Origin of the sequence: Bacillus paralicheniformis, from assembly GCF_002993925.1 — a bacterium.
Classification (GTDB): Bacteria; Bacillota; Bacilli; order Bacillales; family Bacillaceae; genus Bacillus; species Bacillus paralicheniformis.
Genome location: NZ_CP023665.1, coordinates 4,221,049 through 4,242,139, shown reverse-complemented (window position 1 = coordinate 4,242,139; position 21,091 = coordinate 4,221,049). Strand labels below are relative to the sequence as shown.

23 protein-coding genes and 1 riboswitch are annotated in these 21,091 nt (G+C 44.8%); of the genes, 21 read left to right on the top strand and 2 right to left on the bottom strand.

All coding sequences use genetic code 11. The annotated features are described in order from the left end of the window. Positions 1-6 precede the first annotated feature (6 nt). The 13 genes from CP943_RS21635 to CP943_RS21575 all read left to right on the top strand — a co-directional run bounded on the left by CP943_RS21635 (position 7) and on the right by CP943_RS21575 (position 10,101). Entirely contained in the window at positions 7-768 is a 762-nt protein-coding gene (locus CP943_RS21635; protein WP_020453508.1) for an ABC transporter ATP-binding protein, read from the top strand. After that, the gene (locus CP943_RS21630; RefSeq protein ID WP_095291266.1) at positions 758-2,698 is read left to right on the top strand and encodes an ABC transporter permease; all 1,941 of its coding nucleotides are present in this window, start codon (positions 758-760) and stop codon (positions 2,696-2,698) included. Before CP943_RS21635 ends, CP943_RS21630 begins: the two co-directional genes overlap by 11 nt. Before the next feature lie 438 nt (positions 2,699-3,136). Then, positions 3,137-3,898 carry a hypothetical protein gene (locus CP943_RS21625; protein ID WP_026580359.1) on the top strand — a complete coding sequence of 254 codons (762 nt, stop codon included), beginning with the start codon at positions 3,137-3,139 and terminating at the stop codon, positions 3,896-3,898. A gap of 182 nt (positions 3,899-4,080) precedes the next feature. Continuing rightward, positions 4,081-4,773 carry a DUF7003 family protein gene (locus tag CP943_RS21620; protein ID WP_096748407.1) on the top strand — a complete coding sequence of 231 codons (693 nt, stop codon included), beginning with the start codon at positions 4,081-4,083 and terminating at the stop codon, positions 4,771-4,773. Between the two features lie 23 nt (positions 4,774-4,796). After that, positions 4,797-5,471, top strand: a complete 675-nt coding sequence (locus CP943_RS21615; RefSeq protein ID WP_051967027.1) for a DUF7003 family protein — start codon at positions 4,797-4,799, stop codon at positions 5,469-5,471. Beyond that, positions 5,434-5,820: a hypothetical protein gene (locus tag CP943_RS21610; protein ID WP_309436367.1), complete on the top strand. Its 387-nt coding sequence runs from the start codon at positions 5,434-5,436 to the stop codon at positions 5,818-5,820. Before CP943_RS21615 ends, CP943_RS21610 begins: the two co-directional genes overlap by 38 nt. Continuing rightward, positions 5,796-6,554 carry a hypothetical protein gene (locus tag CP943_RS21605; protein WP_026580356.1) on the top strand — a complete coding sequence of 253 codons (759 nt, stop codon included), beginning with the start codon at positions 5,796-5,798 and terminating at the stop codon, positions 6,552-6,554. The genes CP943_RS21610 and CP943_RS21605 overlap by 25 nt, the downstream gene beginning before the upstream one ends. A 14-nt stretch (positions 6,555-6,568) precedes the next feature. Beyond that, positions 6,569-7,042, top strand: a complete 474-nt coding sequence (locus tag CP943_RS21600; protein WP_229129193.1) for a hypothetical protein — start codon at positions 6,569-6,571, stop codon at positions 7,040-7,042. A 190-nt stretch (positions 7,043-7,232) separates the two neighbouring features. Then, complete coding sequence (locus CP943_RS21595) at positions 7,233-7,586, top strand: YxiJ family protein (protein ID WP_026580354.1); 354 nt, start codon at positions 7,233-7,235, stop codon at positions 7,584-7,586. Between the two features lie 25 nt (positions 7,587-7,611). Then, on the top strand, positions 7,612-8,349 hold the full coding sequence (locus CP943_RS22775) for a DUF2750 domain-containing protein (protein WP_234026550.1): 738 nt from the start codon (positions 7,612-7,614) through the stop codon (positions 8,347-8,349). Further along, positions 8,350-8,916, top strand: coding sequence for a hypothetical protein (locus CP943_RS21585; RefSeq protein WP_095291275.1), 567 nt, complete (start codon positions 8,350-8,352; stop codon positions 8,914-8,916). It abuts the gene before it with no gap. A gap of 13 nt (positions 8,917-8,929) precedes the next feature. Next, positions 8,930-9,637 (top strand): hypothetical protein, encoded by a 708-nt coding sequence (locus CP943_RS21580; protein ID WP_105981317.1) that lies wholly within the window; start codon positions 8,930-8,932, stop codon positions 9,635-9,637. Continuing rightward, the gene (locus CP943_RS21575) at positions 9,634-10,101 is read left to right on the top strand and encodes a DUF2716 domain-containing protein (protein ID WP_095291279.1); all 468 of its coding nucleotides are present in this window, start codon (positions 9,634-9,636) and stop codon (positions 10,099-10,101) included. The genes CP943_RS21580 and CP943_RS21575 overlap by 4 nt, the downstream gene beginning before the upstream one ends. A gap of 43 nt (positions 10,102-10,144) precedes the next feature. Here CP943_RS21575 and CP943_RS21570 read toward each other — a convergent pair whose 3' ends face one another. Next, positions 10,145-12,325: an ArnT family glycosyltransferase gene (locus CP943_RS21570; protein ID WP_199792135.1), complete on the bottom strand. Its 2,181-nt coding sequence runs from the start codon at positions 12,323-12,325 to the stop codon at positions 10,145-10,147. A 215-nt stretch (positions 12,326-12,540) separates the two neighbouring features. Here CP943_RS21570 and yhfH point away from each other — a divergent pair, with 215 nt between their 5' ends. Genes yhfH through aceA form a run of 3 tightly spaced genes read left to right on the top strand, consistent with a single transcriptional unit; the run spans position 12,541 to position 15,596 of the window. Further along, positions 12,541-12,678, top strand: a complete 138-nt coding sequence (gene yhfH, locus CP943_RS21565; RefSeq protein ID WP_023856901.1) for a protein YhfH — start codon at positions 12,541-12,543, stop codon at positions 12,676-12,678. Between the two features lie 42 nt (positions 12,679-12,720). Beyond that, positions 12,721-14,310 (top strand): malate synthase A, encoded by a 1,590-nt coding sequence (aceB, locus tag CP943_RS21560; RefSeq protein WP_103749450.1) that lies wholly within the window; start codon positions 12,721-12,723, stop codon positions 14,308-14,310. A 14-nt stretch (positions 14,311-14,324) separates the two neighbouring features. Beyond that, positions 14,325-15,596 (top strand): isocitrate lyase, encoded by a 1,272-nt coding sequence (gene aceA / locus CP943_RS21555; RefSeq protein WP_105981315.1) that lies wholly within the window; start codon positions 14,325-14,327, stop codon positions 15,594-15,596. Between the two features lie 50 nt (positions 15,597-15,646). Here aceA and CP943_RS22560 read toward each other — a convergent pair whose 3' ends face one another. Then, entirely contained in the window at positions 15,647-15,805 is a 159-nt protein-coding gene (locus CP943_RS22560) for a hypothetical protein (RefSeq protein ID WP_020453503.1), read from the bottom strand. 204 nt (positions 15,806-16,009) lie between these two features. Next, positions 16,010-16,114, top strand: a riboswitch (TPP riboswitch). Between the two features lie 113 nt (positions 16,115-16,227). On the opposite strand from CP943_RS22560, the gene tenA reads away from it, so the two are divergent. From tenA to licT, 5 genes are all read left to right on the top strand, one after another. Continuing rightward, positions 16,228-16,914, top strand: a complete 687-nt coding sequence (tenA, locus tag CP943_RS21550; protein ID WP_096748405.1) for a thiaminase II — start codon at positions 16,228-16,230, stop codon at positions 16,912-16,914. Beyond that, positions 16,911-17,510, top strand: a complete 600-nt coding sequence (locus CP943_RS21545) for an ECF transporter S component (RefSeq protein ID WP_020453501.1) — start codon at positions 16,911-16,913, stop codon at positions 17,508-17,510. The genes tenA and CP943_RS21545 overlap by 4 nt, the downstream gene beginning before the upstream one ends. Continuing rightward, a complete protein-coding gene (locus CP943_RS21540; RefSeq protein ID WP_075212851.1) occupies positions 17,485-19,077 on the top strand; it encodes an ABC transporter ATP-binding protein in 1,593 nt (530 codons plus the stop codon). Before CP943_RS21545 ends, CP943_RS21540 begins: the two co-directional genes overlap by 26 nt. Further along, on the top strand, positions 19,074-19,808 hold the full coding sequence (locus CP943_RS21535) for an energy-coupling factor transporter transmembrane component T family protein (RefSeq protein ID WP_023856906.1): 735 nt from the start codon (positions 19,074-19,076) through the stop codon (positions 19,806-19,808). Before CP943_RS21540 ends, CP943_RS21535 begins: the two co-directional genes overlap by 4 nt. A gap of 182 nt (positions 19,809-19,990) precedes the next feature. Next, complete coding sequence (gene licT / locus CP943_RS21530) at positions 19,991-20,824, top strand: BglG family transcription antiterminator LicT (RefSeq protein ID WP_020453498.1); 834 nt, start codon at positions 19,991-19,993, stop codon at positions 20,822-20,824. Positions 20,825-21,091: the final 267 nt, after the last annotated feature.

Here is a 21,091-nt window from a genome sequence, read left to right as displayed (position 1 = left end):
TTAAAAATGATGATTTTAGAAGCGAAAAAAATACGAAAAAGCTATGGAAATAAGCACAATAAACACGAAGTGTTAAAGGGAATTGACATTCAGATCCAAAAGGGTGAATTTGTCAGTATTATGGGCCCGTCAGGTTCAGGCAAAACAACATTGCTCAATGTTCTGTCCTCTATTGACCAGGTGAGCGGCGGAACGATTAACATCAACCAAGCTGAGATGACGAATCTGAAGGAAAAACAGCTTGCTGAATTCAGGAAGCAGCATTTAGGATTTATCTTTCAAGAATACAATTTGCTCGATACGCTGACAGTGAAAGAAAATATCCTTCTGCCGCTGTCGATTACGAAAATATCAAAAAAAGAAGCAGGTCAAAAATTTGAGGAAGTCGCGAAAGAATTAGGCATCTTTGAGCTGAAGAATAAGTATCCGAATGAAATTTCCGGCGGGCAAAAACAGCGCACATCAGCAGCCAGGGCGTTTATTCATGAACCGAGCATTATTTTCGCTGACGAACCGACCGGTGCGCTTGATTCGAAATCCGCATCAGACTTGTTAAACAAGCTGAGCCAGTTAAATCAAAAGCGCCGGGCCACAATCATTATGGTCACCCATGATCCCGTCGCCGCGAGCTTCTGCAGCAGAGTGGTTTTCATTAAAGACGGACAAATTTATACGCAGCTGAATAAAGGCGGACAAGACAGGCAGATGTTCTTTCAGGACATCATGAAAACGCAAGGCGTGTTAGGCGGGGTTCAGCATGAGTATTAATCAGCTAATCTTCCGCAACCTGAAAAAGAATATACGGAACTATTACCTTTATGTGTTTGCGTTAATCTTCAGCGTGGCGCTTTATTTTGCGTTTGTTACGCTGCAGTATGATCCGGCGATCGATGAAGTGAAGGCATCGATAAAAGGCGCAGCGGCTTTGAAAGCAGCTTCCATTCTTCTAGTGGCAGTAGTAGCAGTTTTTATTTTGTATGCCAATACGATTTTTATTAAGCGGCGCAGCAAAGAAATCGGTTTATTCCAGCTAATCGGCATGAGGAAGCAAAAAATCTTCCGTATTTTAAGTTTGGAAAATGTCATGCTGTATTTCGGCTCTTTGGTCATTGGGGTGTTTGCCGGGTTTTCGATCTCAAAGCTCGTGCTTATGACTTTATTTAAAATAGTAGATGTTCAAGCTGAAACCGAATTGAATTTTTCCGGAGAAGCGCTTATGCAAACTGTCATTGTATTCTGCGGAATCTACCTGCTGGTGATGGTGATGAATTATACGTTTATCAAAAAGCAAAGCATTTTGTCATTATTTAAAGCGACATCAGCTACGGAAGATAAGGTAAAGAGAATATCCGTTTTTCAAATGATCATTGGCTTATTGGGCATCTTGTTTATTTTGTCGGGATATTACATTTCTACTGAGTTGTTCAGCGGAAAATTCAAGACCATAGATGAGCTGTTTTATGCGATGAGCTTTATTCTCGGTACCGTTATCATCGGAACGTACCTCTTTTATAAAGGATCGGTCAGCTTTGTCTCCAACATCATCCGCAAAAGCAAAGGAGGCTACTTAAATATTTATGAAGTGCTGTCCCTTTCATCGATCATGTTCCGGCTGAAATCAAACGCTCTATTATTAACGATCATCACCACTGTTACGGCACTGGCGATCGGTTTGTTATCCTTGTGCTATATTTCGTACTACTCTGCAGAGAAAGCCGCCGAACAAAATGTAGCGGCTGATTTCGCTATGACAAATCAAAAGGATGCAAAACGGTTCGAACAACTATTGGATGAAAACAACATTTCATACAGCAAAAAAGAAATTCATGTCATTCAGGCGACTTTCAATCTGGAACAAGTTGTCGAAGGGGATCCTGAAAATATGGCTGGTGACCCGGGGAAATTACCCCTCGCCGTAGTCAGCGATGCAGAGATTGACGGGATTGACGTGCACAAAGGAGACGTCATTTTCTCAGGATATAACGACCTTCTCCAGAAACTTATGGCTTTAAAAGAGACGGGGGCCATTAAGGTAAAGAGCGAGCATGAGACGATTCCATTAAACTATTTAGGGCTGAGAAAAGAGTCCCTCTTATCCTTCAACTTTACCAGCGGCGGATTGCCTGTAGCCGTTGTGGATGATGCGCTGTTTAAACGTCTGAGCCAAGACAAAGATCCAAAATTACAGCAGAAGTCGAGTCTTTTTTACGGGATCAATTTAAAAGATGAAGATCAGATTCAGCAGGCAAATGAATTGTTTGCAACAGTGAATCAAAGCGATCAGCATTTATCGCTCCTCGATGCAAGCACAGCTCAAAAATCGCTTTTCGGACTTGCCATGTTTATCGTAGGATTTCTAGGACTTACGTTTCTGATCACATCAGGATGCATCCTTTACTTTAAACAAATGGACGAAAGCGAAGATGAGAAACCGAATTACACGATCTTGAGAAAACTTGGTTTCACGCGCGGGGATCTTCTGAAGGGGATACGAATCAAGCAAATGTATAATTTCGGAATTCCATTGGTTATCGGCCTGTCTCACAGTTACTTTGCTGTCCAATCCGGCTGGTTCTTATTCGGAGCAGAGGTGCGGACGCCGATGATCATCGTGATGGTGCTGTACACCGTTCTGTATTCTATTTTCGGTTTGCTGTCCGTTCTTTACGGTAAGAAAGTGATCAAGTCGGCGCTGTAGCTGAGCCGTGTGGAATCTCGGCCGCAGCATCAGAGACGAATGAAAGGGCTGTTCCCGAGTGGGGGCAGCCTTTTTTGCTTCGCTCAATGAATATAAAAAAATGTAATTTTTATTGGGTTTTAATCCCTTAAATATTTTAGGAATATTGTAACAGTTCTATGCATCGGTTAAAATATAGATAATAATGAAGCTAAACGATGGAAAAAGTGATCTATGCTGAAAAAGAGATACCGTTGATTATGAGTTTGTGATTCAACCATTTTGATACAAAAGAGCGATTGTTTGACGATACCTTGGTTAATTCCACAGCTTGCGGTTGTCCAGGTACAGAAACATTTAAAATAGTACTGGACAGGCGGCTGTATACATACGGAAGAAACGCTATGAATACTTGCTGTCAGTTGCAATAGAGAAGAAAGAGTTGAAAGGAGCTTTCTATTGGGCATTTGGGAAGAAGAACATAAAAACAAGAACATTATGATCGGTGATGACGGATTGGATATCCTTCACGATGCGGTAGAGAAATTCTATAAAATGTCCAAGGAGCATTTGGATAGGGAACCGGCTTTAGACGAATTTTTCGTAACATTGCTTCATGTATTGAACACAAATGGAGATTCATTTTTTCCGGAGCTAAACGAAAGACAAATTACAGATATAAAAGCTTCAACAAAAAAAGCTAAGTCCCTGTCAAAAATTGTGCCCGGCGCTATTATTGAGATTCCCTTAGAGGAGATAAATAAATACAGCTATGCATGGGTTTTGGAAGGAAACTTGGCAAAACGTAAAGATGATGATGTGCTAATTCAGTATTATGACATTTTTGTAGATCAAAAGCTGAGTAAAGCTATGATACGTGATTTACTAAAAGAAGAAAATAAGCTATTTGTAGCAAATACAAGTTACACTGGTTTTTTGCAGGATGATTGGAAGGTTGTTTCTAAAGCAACTCAAGATTTGTTGAAACAATATGATGAATCCAAATTAAGATTTATTACTTATGAGGAAGGAAAATATTTTATTAGTGAAGGAAAAGAAGGCTCTTTAGGTGGAGATGATGTATTAACAGAAGTAGATCAGAAAACAGGTAAGGCCATTTATAACCCCATAGGAATATTCGGCCATTTATGTATAGAGACGATTCTAATGAAGTATTCTAACGGCATTTCAATGGAAGATATCATTAAGTATGAAACATAAATAAATATCCAGTGTGTGGCCTGATATATTAACTAGGAGTAGCCATGGTAGCTGTTAAACGATCATAAAACACCATGAGCTTTCGGAAATTGGATTAGTGGTAAGGCGTTTTAGACGAATAGCAATTTAATTACACAAAAAACCAAAAAGTGTTAGCAAAAGGCAAAACGGGGGTGATGATCGTGCTCAAAAATAAAGAAGCGATTCTTGCATTGCTTGATGATTCATTCAAAAAGGGAGAGTTTCCGTTGCTTGATAACGGAAATTTCGATTTCGTAAAAGGCAAACTTTCGGTATTTGTTGAAGGGGATAACTGGCTCTTGACGTTTCAGTTGTTCGGATTGTCAAAATTGGGACCGGCTATTGATTTTCATGCGATGGGCAATCAAGTAATTAATCATGAAGCAAGCTTTTTAGTTGATGAGCCGTTTGCGTTTTTGGACGAAAAAGGAAACAAATTAGAGTTGGAGGATGTGGAAACCGGCTTTGCAAAAAATCCGTTTAGCATTGTCCTTAGAGAGAAAGTATTTCATTTTTTCATTGAGCAAAAAGTGCAAGCAAATATTAATGTGGAGAATGAATGGATTACCTGTTTGAGGCAGATGAGTAAAAACCGTTTATTTCTCGACACTCTCTGGCTGACAAAACATGAACAACTCCAAACTGCTGATCTCCCGTTAATGTATGACCAATTGTATTCAACAGAAACGTGGATACATCCAGAAACAGAAAAGGATTTGCCAAGTCTTTCTCCTTTCTTTGAATCAATTGCCGAAGCAATATGCCGCAAAAAAGCAACATATCTATCAGACTATGCCAATGGAAATACAGAGTGGCCAATGTGGGCATCCACAGATTCTGTCGATTATTTTTAAAAAGTATTTAAGGGAGAAATCCATTGATTAAAAGCAGAGAAATTCTTAGTTTATTAGACGGTGAATTTAGTGAATTAAACAGACCGATTTTTGAATGGCGCGAATGTAACTATATCGGCAGTAAATGTACGTTAATGCGATTAAATAAAGATGATTGGTTACTTTCAATACAGTGCTTTCAAATAGATGATAAAGGGCCTTTTCTGTCTATTCATGCATACAGCAACAGTTTTTCAGACAACTACAGCTTAATCATTATGGACGACTTCTCTTTAACGACCAAAGCAGGTGAGCTGGTAACATATCATGAAAGTAATCTGGATCAATTAAGCGAAGTAGCCAAAATTGAAATTGTGGAGACTCTTTACTGTATAAAAGCTAACCAGAGAAACAGATACCAAAAACAGACAAAAGAAGGAGCGTGGAAAACATACTTTAGAAACTTGTTTGAAGATCCATCTTTCAGAGAGGCTCTTTGGATAAAACCCGAAAATCTTCTGAATGAATTAGGACTACAATGCGATTATGAAGAAGTGTATGAAACAGAGAATTGGGAGTATCCCGATTATTTAACTAGCCCAAGTGAATTAGTTTCATTTCAATCATTTGCAGAATATCTTGAAACTGGACAAGGTCCGGTTTGTGCAGGGGTCCCAAATAATGATTGGAAACAGTGGGAAGATTACGATATCGACTAAGGCATGTTTAGAAAGCCTATGGGGAGAATCACATTCGATAACAAAAGAGGTGTTAGATGTGGAAAAACCTGAATTATCGGACTGTATCTGCAAAATGAAACAGGTGTTAAAAGGAGATTTGGCGAGAGAGGAACTTTCGGATTGGGCAGGGGGTTATGTATACGCTGACGATCCGGAAATAGAAGATGAGAGGGTATGGAATTTGTTGATTTTACTAAGCGGATTCGATTTAAAGGATTCACCTGAAACATATTTGCATGATAAAGAGGAACTAAAGGATTGGATAGAAGAATACTGGAACGGCCCCATTGATGAGGTGAGAAAGTGCAGCAACGAACGTTTCGATTAGGAAAAATAGATATCTACTTTCCTGACTCTGTCATCAAAAAATATTGGTTTTATGCAGATGTGGCAGCATTATTGAATCAAGAAACGACAGAGCAGGCTGTCTCTCTCATTAGAAAAGAATTAAAGCAAAGAGGATTCGGTAGGATAGCCTTTGATTCAGAAGCCGATGGAACCTCAGTTTCCTATCGGGATGGCCAAAAAGTGTTTGAAGTGGCCGCGGTTATAAATGAACTGTATAACCCTTCCTTTATGGTTTCTCAAGAACTGCGCGACAGTTTTAAAGAAGAGATTGCGAACTATAAGATTCCTAAAGGACAAAATTATAAAATTGGGGATAAAATCATTGTGCCTGACAGCCATAACACTTACTTTCATATCATGCAGATGATAGATGAATATGAAGGTAGTGCGGTCTGCATTCTGTTCAATAAGGTTTACAAGGGAATGGACGAGGCGGCTTCAGCAGAAATAGGGAAAGACTTATTAAAAGAACATGTCTTCGCGGCAATGTGTTTACAAGAAAGCTATATTATCGATTATACCTTTAAGGTTATCAGCTCAAATCATGAGCCGCTCGCTCGTGTATTGTATACAAATCGAAGAAACCGTTTATTAGACGAAACCTTTCCGGATATATCCATTCAAGAATTGTTTGAGTTGGAACGGAATGCTGCAAATAGTGACTTTATGAAGGAAAGCAGACAAAAGCTATCATATCTGACCTGGATTAACTAGAAGGAGTGCGGTCCGTGTGTAAATTAAATACCGAGTCTTTGACGAGTATAGGAAATCTGGATGTGATCAACCTTCTGCATTACCATTCACTGTACTCATCCGATCTTCTGTCAAACAATGGCCTCATTACATTTTTTGAACATCTCGATTTTAACCAGATTCTTATCGAAATTATGGGAACGCCCGATTTCATAGATGAAATGAACCCATTCATTGAAGATAAACAATTTGCTGTAAATGCCCTATCGAAAAGGCTCATCCACGTTGAGTGCATGTTGACTAAAGAAGAACTGCTAGAAAGACACAAGCTGACAGAATACCTCTCTTTTCTTGCTTCAATCAATGATTTTGTTGTTTTAGTAGCAGACCCGGTTAACAATAAAAAATATTTTAATAGCGTGACTCAAAAGGTTGATGTACATATTGAATCAAAGGAGAAGGTCATCTGGTTTGAATTTGATGCGACTGATGTCTATGTCGTGGAATAATGCATCATTAAAGGGGCGTTTTTCTTCGGCGAAACATATTTTTTGCTCTCTTCCGGAATGTCGTATTCTAAGTCGAAGCTAAAGGTATATAAATGTGATTGTAAAAGGTGATGAGCAATATGTAGGCAATAATTGAGATCCACTTTTCTTTTGATAAAACAGAATTTTTACGATCTGCGGGTGAAGGACAATGAAGAAAAGATACAGATATTATCGGCTTGATGCTGATACTGTAAATCAACTGAAGGATATGGACAAGCGCTTGTCAGGACCGCTTCCGGCAGATTTGGATGCGTTTGAACAAGACGGGCACGGCTTGTCAGGGGATTTTTACGAGTATTTTGCGCTCGTCGCCGGCAGTTTAGGTTACGTTTTGGCGGATAAAAAAATGCCTAAGGTGCAACGCCAATCACTAGAAAAAACGTTTTTTGAAGTTTATCCAAAGAACAAAATCGAAAATTACCCTGAGACTTTTCATGTGGTTGCCATGCATGAAAACGTCAGGAGATTGTTGTGTTCGATTGTAAACCGCAGGAAGACTTGACCATACCCATACAGAGGTGACTATAGTGGAGTTGTCTAAACACGAAAAGCTTAATCTGGAAATACCCGAGTTTTCATCGGTTCATATTAAAGAAATTATCCGGTTTCAATACTACAAAGAATTTCATGAAGGAAAAGACATCAGCTCGATCGACATGACGGTTCTCTATGAAGATGAGAATGACAGCTATCATATTGATTTGACATTTAAGGAGGTTTCTTCTGTTCGGTTAACCGATTTTGAAGGCCGGCATGGCGGTTTCAAAATCGATCAATTAAACGCCGGCTGGGAGAATATCAATTATGTTGTTGAAGATTATGAAGACGGGACATTCCAATTTTATTGCCATACATATGATGTTTCACGCATTGAACGAATCGTGCCAAGGCTGAACAAAAAAGAAGTCGAGGCTTTATTAAAGGCTTCGAAAGAGAAGCGGTACGAGTATTTTATTAAAAGAATCGCCGACTTTGAAGAGGTCTGGTCATTATATGGCGACGGATGGGTGATGACGGAGGATGATCAAGGCGGCAAATTGATTCCGTTCTGGCCGGCAAAGGACTACGCCGAATTGTGCGCAGGACAGGAATGGAGGGAATGCACAGCCAGGCCGATCGATCTCGAAGAATTCGTGAATGAGTGGCTGCCGGGCATGAAAGAAGACGGGATTCAGCCGTCCATCTTTTTCAACTCGAGAGACGCTATTATATTGCCGATCGATTCTCTCTTGGAAGACATCTTGGCGGAATTGGAGAATTATTAAATGTATCGGAAAGGTGATGGTAAAAACAGCAGTGAGCTGCATCTCTTCCGGCAGGCAGCAGACAAATTATTAAATGCAGAAAAGGAGTTTCCAAATCTTGTGTTCAGACAGAAGTTCCGATATTTCTGTTTCGAAGAATTTCATTGGGTGTTGTCAGATGATAGCTGGCATATGCTAAGCCAATTGGCAGCTGCTTCAGGCGATGAATATATTGTGATGGGAGGAATTGAGGAGTGGTCAGACACTTGGGTGAAGCTTCCCGTTGATATGTCGTCTGAAGCGTATCTTTCGGTTTTGACAAAGGGTTCGGATCAGAATGAAGACATGATAACGCTGGCTTCTAGAGTTGTATGGATGTCACCTTCACAAAAATGGGTTATTTATGGCTCGCGTACATTCGAAATATGTGTCATTGGCTTTAATGATGATGCATTGAAGGAAAGTCTGAAGTCTTGGCAGCCGCTCAATGATATCGTGCTGGGTTGGATTTCTGTCATATTTTACAACCAAACCATTCCCCCGGATTTTCAGGAAATTTTCCAGAGGCATTACGGAGAAAAGATGTGAGAGGACAACTGACATGTTTTTAAAAGAGGTACAGATGGTCGATGAATATGGGAAAGGTTTGCAAGGCGAGTCAACATGTATCACAGAGATGTTTTTGTGGGAGCTGGGTAAAACGTTTAAAACGAACGACTGTCAAGCGATTTTCTTTATATGCGGTGACTTTGAAGAGATGAAACTGGTAAAAACAGTTCAGGAAGAACCTGATATGCTTTGTCCAAAACACAGTTATGAAGCGGAGATTCCTTTTGATATGCCAGCTTTCCAAAAGCTGCAGAGTTACGAGAAAAAAGTGATGATGGCAGGTGTACTGAAAGAAGCGATGCTGTTTGTAGCGGAACAACGCAACTGGGATAAAGCGGCTGTTGCTAAGGCTTTTGCAAATATGAGGAAGAAAGATTACAAACACCAGTTTAAAGCATGGCGGCCAAAGATGAGTACGAATTTTAAATTAAAGGCGTACCCTCTGGTCGAGCTTGATATATACTCGTTCAGATTATATTTAGTGATTGAAGACAGAAAGAAAAATGTGATTGCAAAAGGACTGGCGGCTGCAACAGAAACTTTTATTGAGGACATCGCATACTATATGAACAGGCTGGAATGGCTGTCGGATGATGAAGCGGTGATATATACAATGGCCCACAAGCATTCATATTTCAGTCTGCGGGTAAACGGGAGCAGCAAATTTGTCAAACAGCAAAAGGAGAACGATACCCAATGAGCTGGACCGTTTTAAGCAGCCGGGAAAATGATAAAGTGTGGACAAAGGTGAATCGGGTCGTCAAATGGAAACCCGGCCTTCAATGTTCAAGGATGAAGCCGCCGCGGCCGTATATTGTCTATGATGTGTCCACAGGGTTTAAAGCAGACGGCCGGTTCCTTGCCGATTTGGAGGAGAAGATGATCGGCGCCTTCAAGGCGTGTACAGATCCGCTGGAGACGATGTACGCACTCTATTGGCAGCATGAAGGATATATGTTTTATCCGCACGGACCGCTTCCTAAAGATGAATATGGGGATTGGCCGATTCCGCTCTTTCCGAATGGGGATTACTATTTCTTTTTCCAGCGGGATTTTGAATGGGGCGTGCTTGGCGACCCTTGGCGGCAAACGATGACCCTATATGGAGAAAAACTTCTTGACCATATTGAACATCATCCGCCGGTTATTTTTAGAAAAGCATAATCAAAAGCCCATCGGATGAGTCCGATGGGCTTCCTCATATTTCCTACAGCTCAACCTTGTAGAGTGTTTGCTGCTGTCCGCCGCCCGGGCCGCCCCTTGCGCCCTGTTGTGCGGAGCGGTCTGTATTGTTCGTGGTACTGTTGTATTCATCAGACGAAATTTCGGTTCCGTTTTCTTTAATCCAGGAGACGAGCTCACTGTTGCCTGAGTTGTCACTGATCAGAAAGTATTTTATTTTTCCTTCTTTGACGAGGTTTTTCAGCTCACTGATCGACAAGATCGGGTCTGTGCCGTTGAAGCCTCCGAGCGCCATGACATTTTCGTCGGCATTGATGATATACGGGGCTGCGGTTACCGTTGTCAATGTCGCGAACAGGTACTCTTCGCCGGTATTATTTTTCCGGAGGTATGTGAGCAGTCCTGTGTCCACATCCGAGCTGAACATTCCGCCTCCGTTGGAGCTTTGCAGCTGAGGCCCTGATTCAGGAAGAACGCTGTTTCCTCCGTAAAGGATCGGTGTTGCCGACCAATAGACCGTTGTCAAAAGAAGCACGCACAAGCTGATGATGGTGAGCTGCCTTCCGAATGGATGACTTCGCTTCAGCGTCAGTAAGGCGATGCTGACACCCAGCCCCAAGAGGCCCATGACATACATCCAGGCGCTGCCGATTTGGCTTGTATATGCGTTTAAAATATACACTTGGAATGCTGCCGTTGTCAGAACGGCAGCCGGCAGCAGATAGCTTGCCCAGTCTTTGTGATTTTTGTAAAGGGCGTACATCGCGTACCATCCAATTCCTGACAGTGCGGCGATCGGCGGTGCCAGCATAATCAAGTAGTAGTGGTGAAAGAATCCGGCGATGCTAAAGAACCCGGCAACAGGAACGAGCCATGCAGCCCAAAAGATTGTTTCTTTCATTTCGCCTGCATTTTCGCGGCGGCTGCGGAGCCAGCTGATGATCATGCCGAGCAGTCCGAATAATGCGAATGGAAGCATCCAGCTAATTTGGCCCGATAAAGCAGATTGGAAGAGCCGCAGGGGTCCTGCGTCACCGGTGCCGAACATGTTCATGCTTTGTCCGCTGCCTTGACCTGCACCCGGTCCGCCATTGCCACCGGGCCCGCCGTTGCCTCCACCCGGTCCGCCTCCGGTTGGCGGCTGACTGCCGCCGTTTGCTCCTTGAGAACCGTCATCGGTCGCGTTGCCCGCAGCCGGCGGCTGCATTGCACCGTTTTGACCATCGGAGCCGTCGGATGAACGGCTTCCGTCTTGAGTTTGCGCATTGCCGTTGGTCGCGCTGCTTGCACCCGGCGGCTGCATCGCGCCATTTTGTCCATTGGAGCTGTCGGCTGCATTGTTCCCGTTCTGAGTGTGTGCATTGCCGTTCGGCTGCTGCATGTCTCCTCTAAAACCGTTCATATCGCCGCGGACGTTGCCCGTCGTCTGGCCGAGCAGCCGCTCTGTGCCGTTGTAGCCGAAAGCCAGTTCAAGCACGGAGTTGGTTTGACTGCTTCCGACATACGGGCGGCTGTCGGCCGATGTATAGTCGACAGCAAGCGCCCAAGAAAGCGAAACGCCGGTGAGAATAATAAGCGATAAAACAGCGGACACAATTTTTTTCTTCCAATTCGCATGGGCCGCGATAAGATAAAACAGCAAGAACGCGGGAAGCACCATGAATGCCTGAAGCATCTTCATATTGAACCCGAGGCCGATGAGGCCAAATGCAGCGAGCAGCCAGAGCAGCCTGCCTTGTTTGACCGCCTTCATCAGGCACCATGTACCAAAAAGGAGCGTGAAGACGAGCATGCTGTCGATATTATTCGTCCGGCTTACGGCAACCGCGATCGGCGTCAGCGCCATCACCAGCGCTGAAATGCGGGCGGCTCCTTTTCCGAATTTCGGTTTAATCAGTACGTATAGCAGATAGACGGAACCCGCACCTGCAAGCGCCTGCGGCAAAATCACACTCCACGTATGCACGCCGAAAATTTTCGCAAATATGGTCTGAATCCATAAAACGAGGGGCGGCTTATCTACTGACACGAATCCGGAAGAGTCGAATGACGCAAAGAAGAAATTGTGGAAGCTTTGCGTCATGCTTTTGACCGCCGCCAAGTAATACTGGTTGGCGGCATTGTCCTGCCAAATGTTATATGTATTCAGAATAAGAGCTGCCAACAAAATAAGAATCAGAATGACATCAAGTTGTTTGTTTTTTATTTTCATCATCACTTTCACCTCTTTATGTTCCCTATTCTAGAAGAAAAATATGAACAAGTTATGAATAAAAAGAGAACAATCTATTTTTGTTTGAATGGAAAAAAATAAATATTTTTTGGAAAAAGGTGTGTACTTTTTTCTTTTTGCGCTGTATACTGTACTACAACAGAAATCAAAAACATAAAACTGTTCTATAAAAAAGGAGAGTGACACAAATGAGCTTGAAAAGTCCGATGGAATTTTTCAGAACGCTTCCAAAAAAAACTTGCCCTGAATGCGGCGAAAAGATGGAGGAGCAGGCTGAATCTTACTTTATGGAATGTGAGCGCTGTCTTTCCAAAAAAGGCGAGTAAGCAAACTGTTTTATAACAATGCATGTAAAGGGGTAGGGAGACATGAAAACAGAGGAGAAGAGAACTCAGATAACCGGATCGATGAATCCGCAGTATGAAGAGATTTTGACAAAAGAAGCGCTGGAGTTTATCGGACGTCTTGAACGACATTTCGGGGGAAGAAGACGGGAATTGCTGCATTTGCGAACGATCAGGCAGGCTGAAATTGATCAAGGGAAGAATCCCGGTTTTTTGGCGGAAACGAAGCACATCCGCGAGGCGGACTGGACGGTCGCCCCGCTCCCCCGGGATTTGGAGGACCGCAGGGTTGAAATCACCGGCCCGGTCGACAGAAAAATGGTCATCAATGCTTTAAATTCAGGAGCCAAAGTCTTTATGGCCGACTTTGAAGATGCGAACTCGCCGACTTGGAAAAACTGCATTGAAGGCCAGGTTAATTTGCGGGACGCGGTTCGCGGGACGATTTCTTTTACGAATAAACAGGGCAAACGCTATGAGCTGAAAGAAAACCCCGCCGTCATCATTGTAAGACCGAGGGGATGGCACTTGGAAGAGAAGCATGTGCTGATCGGCGGCAAGCCCGTGTCAGCAAGCCTGTTCGATTTTGGCCTTTATTTTTTCCATAATGCAAAAGAGCTGATCAAAAAAGGAAGCGGCCCTTATTTCTACCTTCCAAAAATCGAAAACCATCTGGAAGCAAGGCTGTGGAACGACGTGTTTGTTTATGCGCAAAACGACTTGCGCATTCCGCAGGGGACGATTAAAGCGACGGTTCTCGTTGAAACGATCCTGGCGGCTTTTGAAATGGATGAAATCCTCTATGAATTGAAGGAGCATTCAGCCGGACTTAACTGCGGCAGGTGGGATTATATTTTCAGCTTTATTAAGAAATTCAGGAACAGGGAAGACGTCATTCTTCCAGACCGCTCAGCCGTGACGATGACGGTTCCAAACATGAGGGCGTACTCCCTCTTGGCGATTCAAACGTGTCATAAACGCAACGTCCATGCGATCGGGGGAATGGCGGCGCAAATTCCCGCTAAAGACAAACCTGAGATCAATGAAGCCGCATTTGCCAAAATCCGCGAAGATAAGGAACGTGAAGTAAAAGACGGACATGACGGAACATGGATCGCGCATCCCGGCATGATTCAAACGGCGCTCGATGTATTCAATCAGCATATGCCGTCGGCGAACCAGATTCATAGAAAGCGGGAAGACGTAAAGGTCGAGGAAAAAGACTTGCTGGAAGTACCGCAAGGCCGGATTACAGAAGCAGGCGTCCGTACCAATATCAGCGCCGGCATCCGCTATTTAGCTTCATGGCTGTCGGGCAGAGGCGCCGCTCCGATCGACCACTTAATGGAGGACGCAGCAACGGCGGAGATTTCCAGAGCCCAGCTTTGGCAATGGATTCGCCATCCGAAAGGGGTTCTTGACGATGGCCGGAAAGTCAACGCCGAAATGGTCAAGATGATGAAAGAGGAAGAAATGCAGAAAATCTTCGAAGAAGCCGGCATAGAACATTTTCGGAGCGGCCGGTTCGAAGAGGCCGGACAGTTATTTGAACAGCTGATTTTGGATGATGAATTCGCGGAATTTCTAACGATACCCGCTTATGAAAAAATATGATGGGGGAATGTGCGATGCTGAAAGAAAAACAACTCGCAGAAAGCTGGGAGCATGAAGAACGCTGGAAAGGGATCACAAGGCCGTATCAGGCGGCTGACGTTATTCGGCTGAGAGGCACGCTTGAGATTGAATACACGATTGCAAGGCGCGGCGCCGAAAAGCTGTGGAAGCTTCTCCACACAGAGGACTTCGTGCCGGCGCTGGGCGCTTTGACCGGAAATCAAGCCATGCAGCAAGTAAAAGCCGGATTGAAAGCGATTTATTTAAGCGGTTGGCAGGTGGCGGCCGATGCCAATTTGTCAGGGAGCATGTATCCTGACCAAAGCCTTTATCCGGCAAACAGCGTGCCGGAAGTCGTCAAAAAAATCAACCGTACGCTGCAGCGCGCCGATCAAATTCACCATATGGAAGGAAAAGAAGACATCGATTGGTTTGCTCCGATTGTGGCCGACGCTGAAGCGGGCTTCGGCGGACAGCTGAATGTGTTCGAGCTGATGAAAGGTATGATTGAAGCCGGCGCCGCGGGAGTTCACTTTGAAGACCAGTTGTCGTCTGAGAAAAAGTGCGGGCATTTGGGCGGGAAAGTGCTGCTTCCGACGCAAACGGCGGTGCGTAATTTGATTGCCGCGCGCCTCGCCGCAGACGTGATGGGAGTCCCGACCATTCTTATTGCCCGTACGGACGCGAATGCGGCCGACCTGATCACAAGCGACGTCGATTCATATGATGCGCCGTTTTTGACGGGAGAGCGAACAGCGGAAGGGTTCTTCAAAACAAAGCCGGGTCTTGATCAGGCGATTGCGAGAGGTTTGGCGTATGCGCCGTATGCCGATTTGATCTGGTGTGAAACGTCTGAGCCGAATATTGAAGAAGCCCGCCGGTTTGCACAGGCGATCCATGAAAAATTCCCGGGCAAACTGCTCGCCTACAACTGCTCCCCTTCGTTCAACTGGAAGGCCAAACTGGATGACAACACCATCTTGAACTTCCAGAAACAGCTCAGTGAAATGGGCTATAAATTTCAATTTGTCACACTGGCAGGCTTCCACGCCTTAAACCACGGCATGTTTGAATTGGCCCGCCAATATAAGCACCGCGGAATGGCGGCGTATTCTGATCTGCAGCAGGCCGAGTTTGCCAGCGAAGTCCACGGCTATACGGCGACAAGGCATCAGCGCGAAGTCGGAACGAGCTACTTTGATGAAGTCGCCCAGGTTGTGACAGGCGGGACTTCATCAACCACTGCACTGAAGGGATCGACTGAAGCGGAACAATTTCAATCCTAAAAACGTAAAAAGCCGCCCGTCATGGGGCGGCTTGCTTGTTGTCTATCAAGTTAGCAATTGACATCATTGGAAGGGGCGGTAAAAGGGTTTTCCCTAATAACAGTCAGTGTCTGATGATTTTTGTTGTTTCTTTTGGCCGGCCGGTTGTCTTTGCTGAAAGAATAGAACAAATACACAGCCATTGTCAAAATCAAGATAAACATCATCATAAATATCCCCTCCAAATTTTTTTGTCTTCACTATATTAGACGAACAAGCCTGCAAAAGGTTTCAGAAAATTAACATTTTTCCATAAATATTTTTACCCGCTGCATCTTCTGTATGAAACCCGGCGGTTCTATACAAGAATAAAACTGAAAAACTCAGGTTGACATCATAATCATTGATGTGTAGAGTAAAAGTTAATGTAATAGGAAGTCCACTAGGGGAGCCGTAAGCCGGCTGAGACAAGAAGCGATCTTGGACCCTTTGAACCTGATCTAGTTCATACTAGCGTAGGGAAGTGGAGCCGGTGTCTTTATGATTTCATCATACAAAGGCCGCTCCATTTTGGGGCGGCTTTTTTGCGTAAAAAGCGGCTCGCTCCCCCTGTGCCTTCCTTATAAAACCGATTGCTGAGGAGGCTATCTACATGAGTTTTTCTGCAGAACTTCGCCGCGAGGCAGACCCTATTTTTGAAGCCATTTTTGAGCATCCGTTTGTATTGGGACTGGCGTCCGGCAAGCTGAAAAAGGAGCAGCTTATTCATTATGTGAAGCAAGATTACGAGTATTTGAACGCTTTTATTCAAATCTACGGAATTGCAATTTCCAAGTGTCAAAACCGGAAAGACATGGAGATGTTTCATGAGCAGATTTCATTTGTATTAAACAGCGAAGTGCACCCGCACAACAACCTGTGCCGGGCCGCGGGGGTGGAGTATGAATCTCTGCAGGGCTATCCGCTTGCGCCTTCTGCCCATCATTATATCCACCATATGCTGACGACGGCGCACGAAGGCACGCTGGGAGAGATATTAGCCGTCTTGCTGCCTTGTCCGTGGACATATTGGGAGATCGGAAAAAAACTGATGATGGACGTTCAGCCTGACCCGTCGCATCCATTTTATGACTGGATCTGTTTTTACGGAGACAGAACCGATTCAATCACGACGAAGTTTTGCGCCCGCCTGGATGAATGGGCCGAAACAGCGGGCAAGGCTGAAAAAGAAAAAATGAAGGAGCTTTTTTTGCAAAGCTGTCAGCTTGAATACGGCTTTTGGGAGATGGCTTATACAGTTGAAGATTGGCCTGTGGAAATGGAGGCGGTGAGACGATGAATTGGAACATGAAAGAAGTCGTGATGGCAGTGATCTTGTCCGTTGCATGCGGCGTCATTTACTTAGGATGGTCCACCTTGTGGATCCCTGTTTCAGCTATTGTCGGGCCTGTCGGAGCGAACTTTATGTTCGGCATTTGGGTGATCGCCAGCCCGATTGTCGCTTATATCATCCGTAAACCGGGTGCGGCGCTGATTGCCGAGACGGCAGCTGCGGCGGTCGAACTGCTGACCGGAAGCCACTTTGGACTGTCAGCATTATTAATCGGTGTGTTCCAGGGAGCCGGTGCGGAAATCGCGTTTGCGATCTTTCGCTATAAGCGTTACAACTTGTTTACCCTTATGCTTTCCGGTGCGCTTGCCGCGGTCGGAAGCATGACATACAGCCTGATGGCGAACGGTTTTGCCTACTATACGACGCAAACGCTGATCATGACGCTTATCATCCAAATCATCAGCGGCATTGTACTCGGCGGCTGGCTGGCAAAAGCCGTTGTCGAAGCGCTTGCGAAAACGGGAGTCCTGAATCAGTATGAGATCATGAAGGAACAGCGGAAGAAGGATGATGCCGATGCGTTCATTTCTCGGATGCAGTAACCTTTCCGTCCGTTTTTATCATCGTCCTGAAACAGTCCTAGACCGGGTCTCGCTGTCGATTGGGCAGGGAGAGAAAGTGCTGATACTCGGTCCGAGCGGAAGCGGCAAATCGACACTGTTGTCCGTGCTTTCCGGCATCATTCCTGAACATGTCGAAGCTGAGGTCAGCGGAGAGGTCAATCGCAGAAAGAGCGCCGGCGTTATGTTTCAGGATCCGGATTCGCAGTTCTGCATGCTTCATGTTGATGAGGAAATCGCTTTTAGCCTAGAAAACCGGTCCGTCTCCCCAAAAGATATGGACGGCATCATCTCGGAGCTGATGGAGCAAGTCGGATTAAAGATAGATAAGAAAACGCCGATCGAAACCTTGTCAGGCGGTATGAAGCAGAGACTGGCATTAGCGTGCCTGCTCGCTCTGGAGCCTGAAGTGCTGTTTTTTGACGAGCCGACGGCGCAGCTGGACCCGGCCAGCCGGAAAGACATCTTTGCCTTGCTTCGTAACGTTTCACGAAAAAGCGGACAGACGATGGTGTTCGTCGAACACGTGCTGGACGGCTGTATCGAGTGGATGGACCGCGTCATTCTTTTCAATGGAAAGGGACAGATCATCGCTGACGGAAAGCCGGAAGAAATCGTGAAACATTTTCAGCCGGAGATGAAAGCGGCGGGCATCTGGCAGCCGAAACTGTACCCTGCGGTATGGGAAGATGTCATCACACAAGATGATCATCCGCTCGCCGTCAAGCTCTCTTCTACATTGAAAATGAAAGAGGAGGAGGCGAAAAACAGGCCTGCAGCTGACAGAGACATATTGATCCGCGCAGACGACGCGGCGATCGGCTATCGGAAAAAGATCGTTGCCGACGGCATCACCCTTGAGATTCCAAGGGGAGAATGGATTTCGGTCATCGGCGAGAACGGGAGCGGAAAGAGTACGTTTTTAAAAAGTCTGATCAGGCTTGAAGCCGTCAAAAAAGGGCGCCTTTATCTTGAGGATCGGGAGCTGAAGAAATGGTCCGACCGGACGCTCTATGAGAAGGCCGGCTTTGTCTTTCAAAATCCCGAGCTTCAATTTATTCGGGACACGGTGTTTGACGAGATCGCGTTCGGGGCGAGGCAGCGGGGATGGCCGGAGGACCGGGTCGAAAAGAAAACGGCTGAATTGCTGCGGGAATTCGGACTTGACGCTCATCAAAAAGCGCACCCCTTTACATTAAGCCTCGGGCAGAAACGGCGTTTAAGCGTTGCGACAATGCTTTTGTTTGACCAGGATCTGCTGCTGCTTGACGAGCCGACATTCGGTCAGGACGAAAGGACGGCGCAAGAATTAATCAAGCGGTTAAAGGAACGGCAGGAACGGGGAACGACGATTGTGATGGTGACGCACGACATGGACATCGTAGATGAGCATTCCGGCCGTGTCATCGTGTTTCATCAAGGGAAAGCGGCATTTCAAGGAACGCCGTATCGATTATTTTCTGATCAAGGCCTCGTCCGCCGCTTTTCATTGATACCGCCGCTTCATTACCGGTTCATGCATGAAAGAAAGGAGAGGGTTCCCGTATGAAAAGCAATGGTTCACTTCTTTCGGCATTGAACCCGAGCGCCAAGCTCTTTTCCCACCTCCTGGTCATGTGCTTGCTCATGTTTGTTTCAAATCCGAAACCGACTCTATTCATTTGGCTGTTTGCGGTTGCCGTCGGAATTTTTTTCGGGGGATGGACTTTGTCTTATTTAAGTAAGCGGCTGTTGCCTTATCTCGTCTTTTTTATTCTCGTCTTTTGGATGATGGCCGCTTTTGGAAAAGGCGAGGAAACGATTTGGGAATGGGCCTGGTTCCGTGTCACCGAGGAAAGCGTCGGCAATGGGCTGACAATCGCGCTCCGGATGCTCGGCTTTGTCACATACGGTCTTTTGTTTACATCAACAACCGATTTGACGCAGTTTATTATGAGCCTGATTCATCAATGCAGGCTGTCGCCTAAGTGGGCTTATGGCTTGCTGGCCGGCTTCCGTTTTGTCCCGCTTTTTCAGTCTGAGCTTTCGCAAATGAAGGCGGCGCACAAAATCAGGGGCTATAAGCAAAAAAACAGCTGGAAGGCGTTTATTCGCTATGCGCTGCCTTTGTTTTCGCAAGGCATCCGCAAGTCGGAAAGAATCGCCGTTGCCATGGAAGCGAGAGGGTTTACCGGTGCAAAAGACCGCACCTACTATCAAACAGCGCGGCTTTCCGGAAAAGACTTCGTTTATTTTGCGGGTCTGGCGTCAGTCACAGCGGGAATTTTGCTCATTTTTTAAGAGGGTTTTTTACAGGGCCGCACTGCGGCTCTTTTTTTATAAATCGGGCATTCTGTAAAATGTAAATATTTCGGACGTTGACTGAAACATATTGACCTAGGCCAAAAAGATTGTACAATCAATGTGTACCATATGAAAAAAGAAATATAAAAAATCCCCTTACAAGATGGGAGTGGCGCGATGTGAAAATTGCCAAAGTGATCAACAACAATGTGATCAGTGTTTTAAATGAACAGGGTCAGGAATTAGTGGTCATGGGCAGGGGAATCGCTTTTCAAAAAAAGCCTGGGGAAGCGGTGGATGAATCGAGAATCGAGAAGATTTTCAGGCTTGATAATAAAGATGTATCAGAAAGATTTAAGACGCTGTTGGACGAAATTCCGATCGAATTTATGGAAATGTCTGAAGAAATTATCTCCTATGCGAAATTAAAGCTCGGCAAGAAGCTGAATGACAGTATTTATGTCTCGCTGACCGACCATATTCATTTCGCCGTCGAACGGCATAAAAAGGGTCTGGATATTAAAAACGCCCTGCTTTGGGAGACAAAACGGCTGTATAAAGATGAGTTCGCCATCGGCAAAGAGGCGCTGGCCATCATTGAAAAGAAGACGGGGACAGCTCTTCCGGAGGATGAAGCCGCTTTTATCGCACTCCATATCGTAAACGCCGAGCTGAATGAAGAAATGCCGAACATCGTCAATATTACGAAAGTCATGCAGGAGATTTTAAGCATCGTCAAATATCACTTTCATATCGATTTTGACGAAGAATCGCTTCACTATTACCGCTTCATTACCCATTTGAAATTTTTCGCGCAGCGGCTGTTCAGCGGAGCCTATATGGAAAGCCGGGACGACTTTTTATTTGAAACCGTCAAAAATAAGTACCGCGACGCTTATGTGTGTACAAATAAAATCAGGCAGTACATCGAAAAAGAATACGGTCATCAGCTGACAAACGAAGAGCTTCTGTATTTGACGATTCATATCGAGCGGGTCGTTCATCAAAAATAGAGGATGATGCTAAAATGAAAGCGTTGACAATTGGATAAATGTATGCTACTTTTTACTTACATCAACTTATACAGGTTGTTAGGATTGTTACTGATCATGCAGGCAAAACCTAAATGACTGTGAGCGGGATTCTTATGCCCTTGTTTTTCACAGTGATTTAGGTTTTTTTATTTTCATCATGTCTTAAAACGGGATTGTTACTGTTCGGCAGGCAAAACCTAAACTAAGCCTTCTTTGTACTGGCTTTAGTTTAGGTTTTTTATTTTT

What these genes read in the sequence shown, in the direction of transcription:
- CP943_RS21635 (WP_020453508.1), top strand. Translation starts at nt 7, where the DNA reads ATGATGATTTTAGAAGCGAAAAAAATACGAAAAAGCTATGGAAATAAG.
- CP943_RS21630 (WP_095291266.1), top strand. Translation starts at nt 758, where the DNA reads ATGAGTATTAATCAGCTAATCTTCCGCAACCTGAAAAAGAATATACGG.
- CP943_RS21610 (WP_309436367.1), top strand. Translation starts at nt 5,434, where the DNA reads ATGATTGGAAACAGTGGGAAGATTACGATATCGACTAAGGCATGTTTA.
- CP943_RS21595 (WP_026580354.1), top strand. Translation starts at nt 7,233, where the DNA reads ATGAAGAAAAGATACAGATATTATCGGCTTGATGCTGATACTGTAAAT.
- CP943_RS21585 (WP_095291275.1), top strand. Translation starts at nt 8,350, where the DNA reads ATGTATCGGAAAGGTGATGGTAAAAACAGCAGTGAGCTGCATCTCTTC.
- CP943_RS21580 (WP_105981317.1), top strand. Translation starts at nt 8,930, where the DNA reads ATGTTTTTAAAAGAGGTACAGATGGTCGATGAATATGGGAAAGGTTTG.
- CP943_RS21575 (WP_095291279.1), top strand. Translation starts at nt 9,634, where the DNA reads ATGAGCTGGACCGTTTTAAGCAGCCGGGAAAATGATAAAGTGTGGACA.
- yhfH (WP_023856901.1), top strand. Translation starts at nt 12,541, where the DNA reads ATGAGCTTGAAAAGTCCGATGGAATTTTTCAGAACGCTTCCAAAAAAA.
- aceB (WP_103749450.1), top strand. Translation starts at nt 12,721, where the DNA reads ATGAAAACAGAGGAGAAGAGAACTCAGATAACCGGATCGATGAATCCG.
- aceA (WP_105981315.1), top strand. Translation starts at nt 14,325, where the DNA reads ATGCTGAAAGAAAAACAACTCGCAGAAAGCTGGGAGCATGAAGAACGC.
- CP943_RS22560 (WP_020453503.1), bottom strand. Translation starts at nt 15,805, where the DNA reads ATGATGATGTTTATCTTGATTTTGACAATGGCTGTGTATTTGTTCTAT.
- tenA (WP_096748405.1), top strand. Translation starts at nt 16,228, where the DNA reads ATGAGTTTTTCTGCAGAACTTCGCCGCGAGGCAGACCCTATTTTTGAA.
- CP943_RS21545 (WP_020453501.1), top strand. Translation starts at nt 16,911, where the DNA reads ATGAATTGGAACATGAAAGAAGTCGTGATGGCAGTGATCTTGTCCGTT.
- CP943_RS21540 (WP_075212851.1), top strand. Translation starts at nt 17,485, where the DNA reads ATGCGTTCATTTCTCGGATGCAGTAACCTTTCCGTCCGTTTTTATCAT.
- CP943_RS21535 (WP_023856906.1), top strand. Translation starts at nt 19,074, where the DNA reads ATGAAAAGCAATGGTTCACTTCTTTCGGCATTGAACCCGAGCGCCAAG.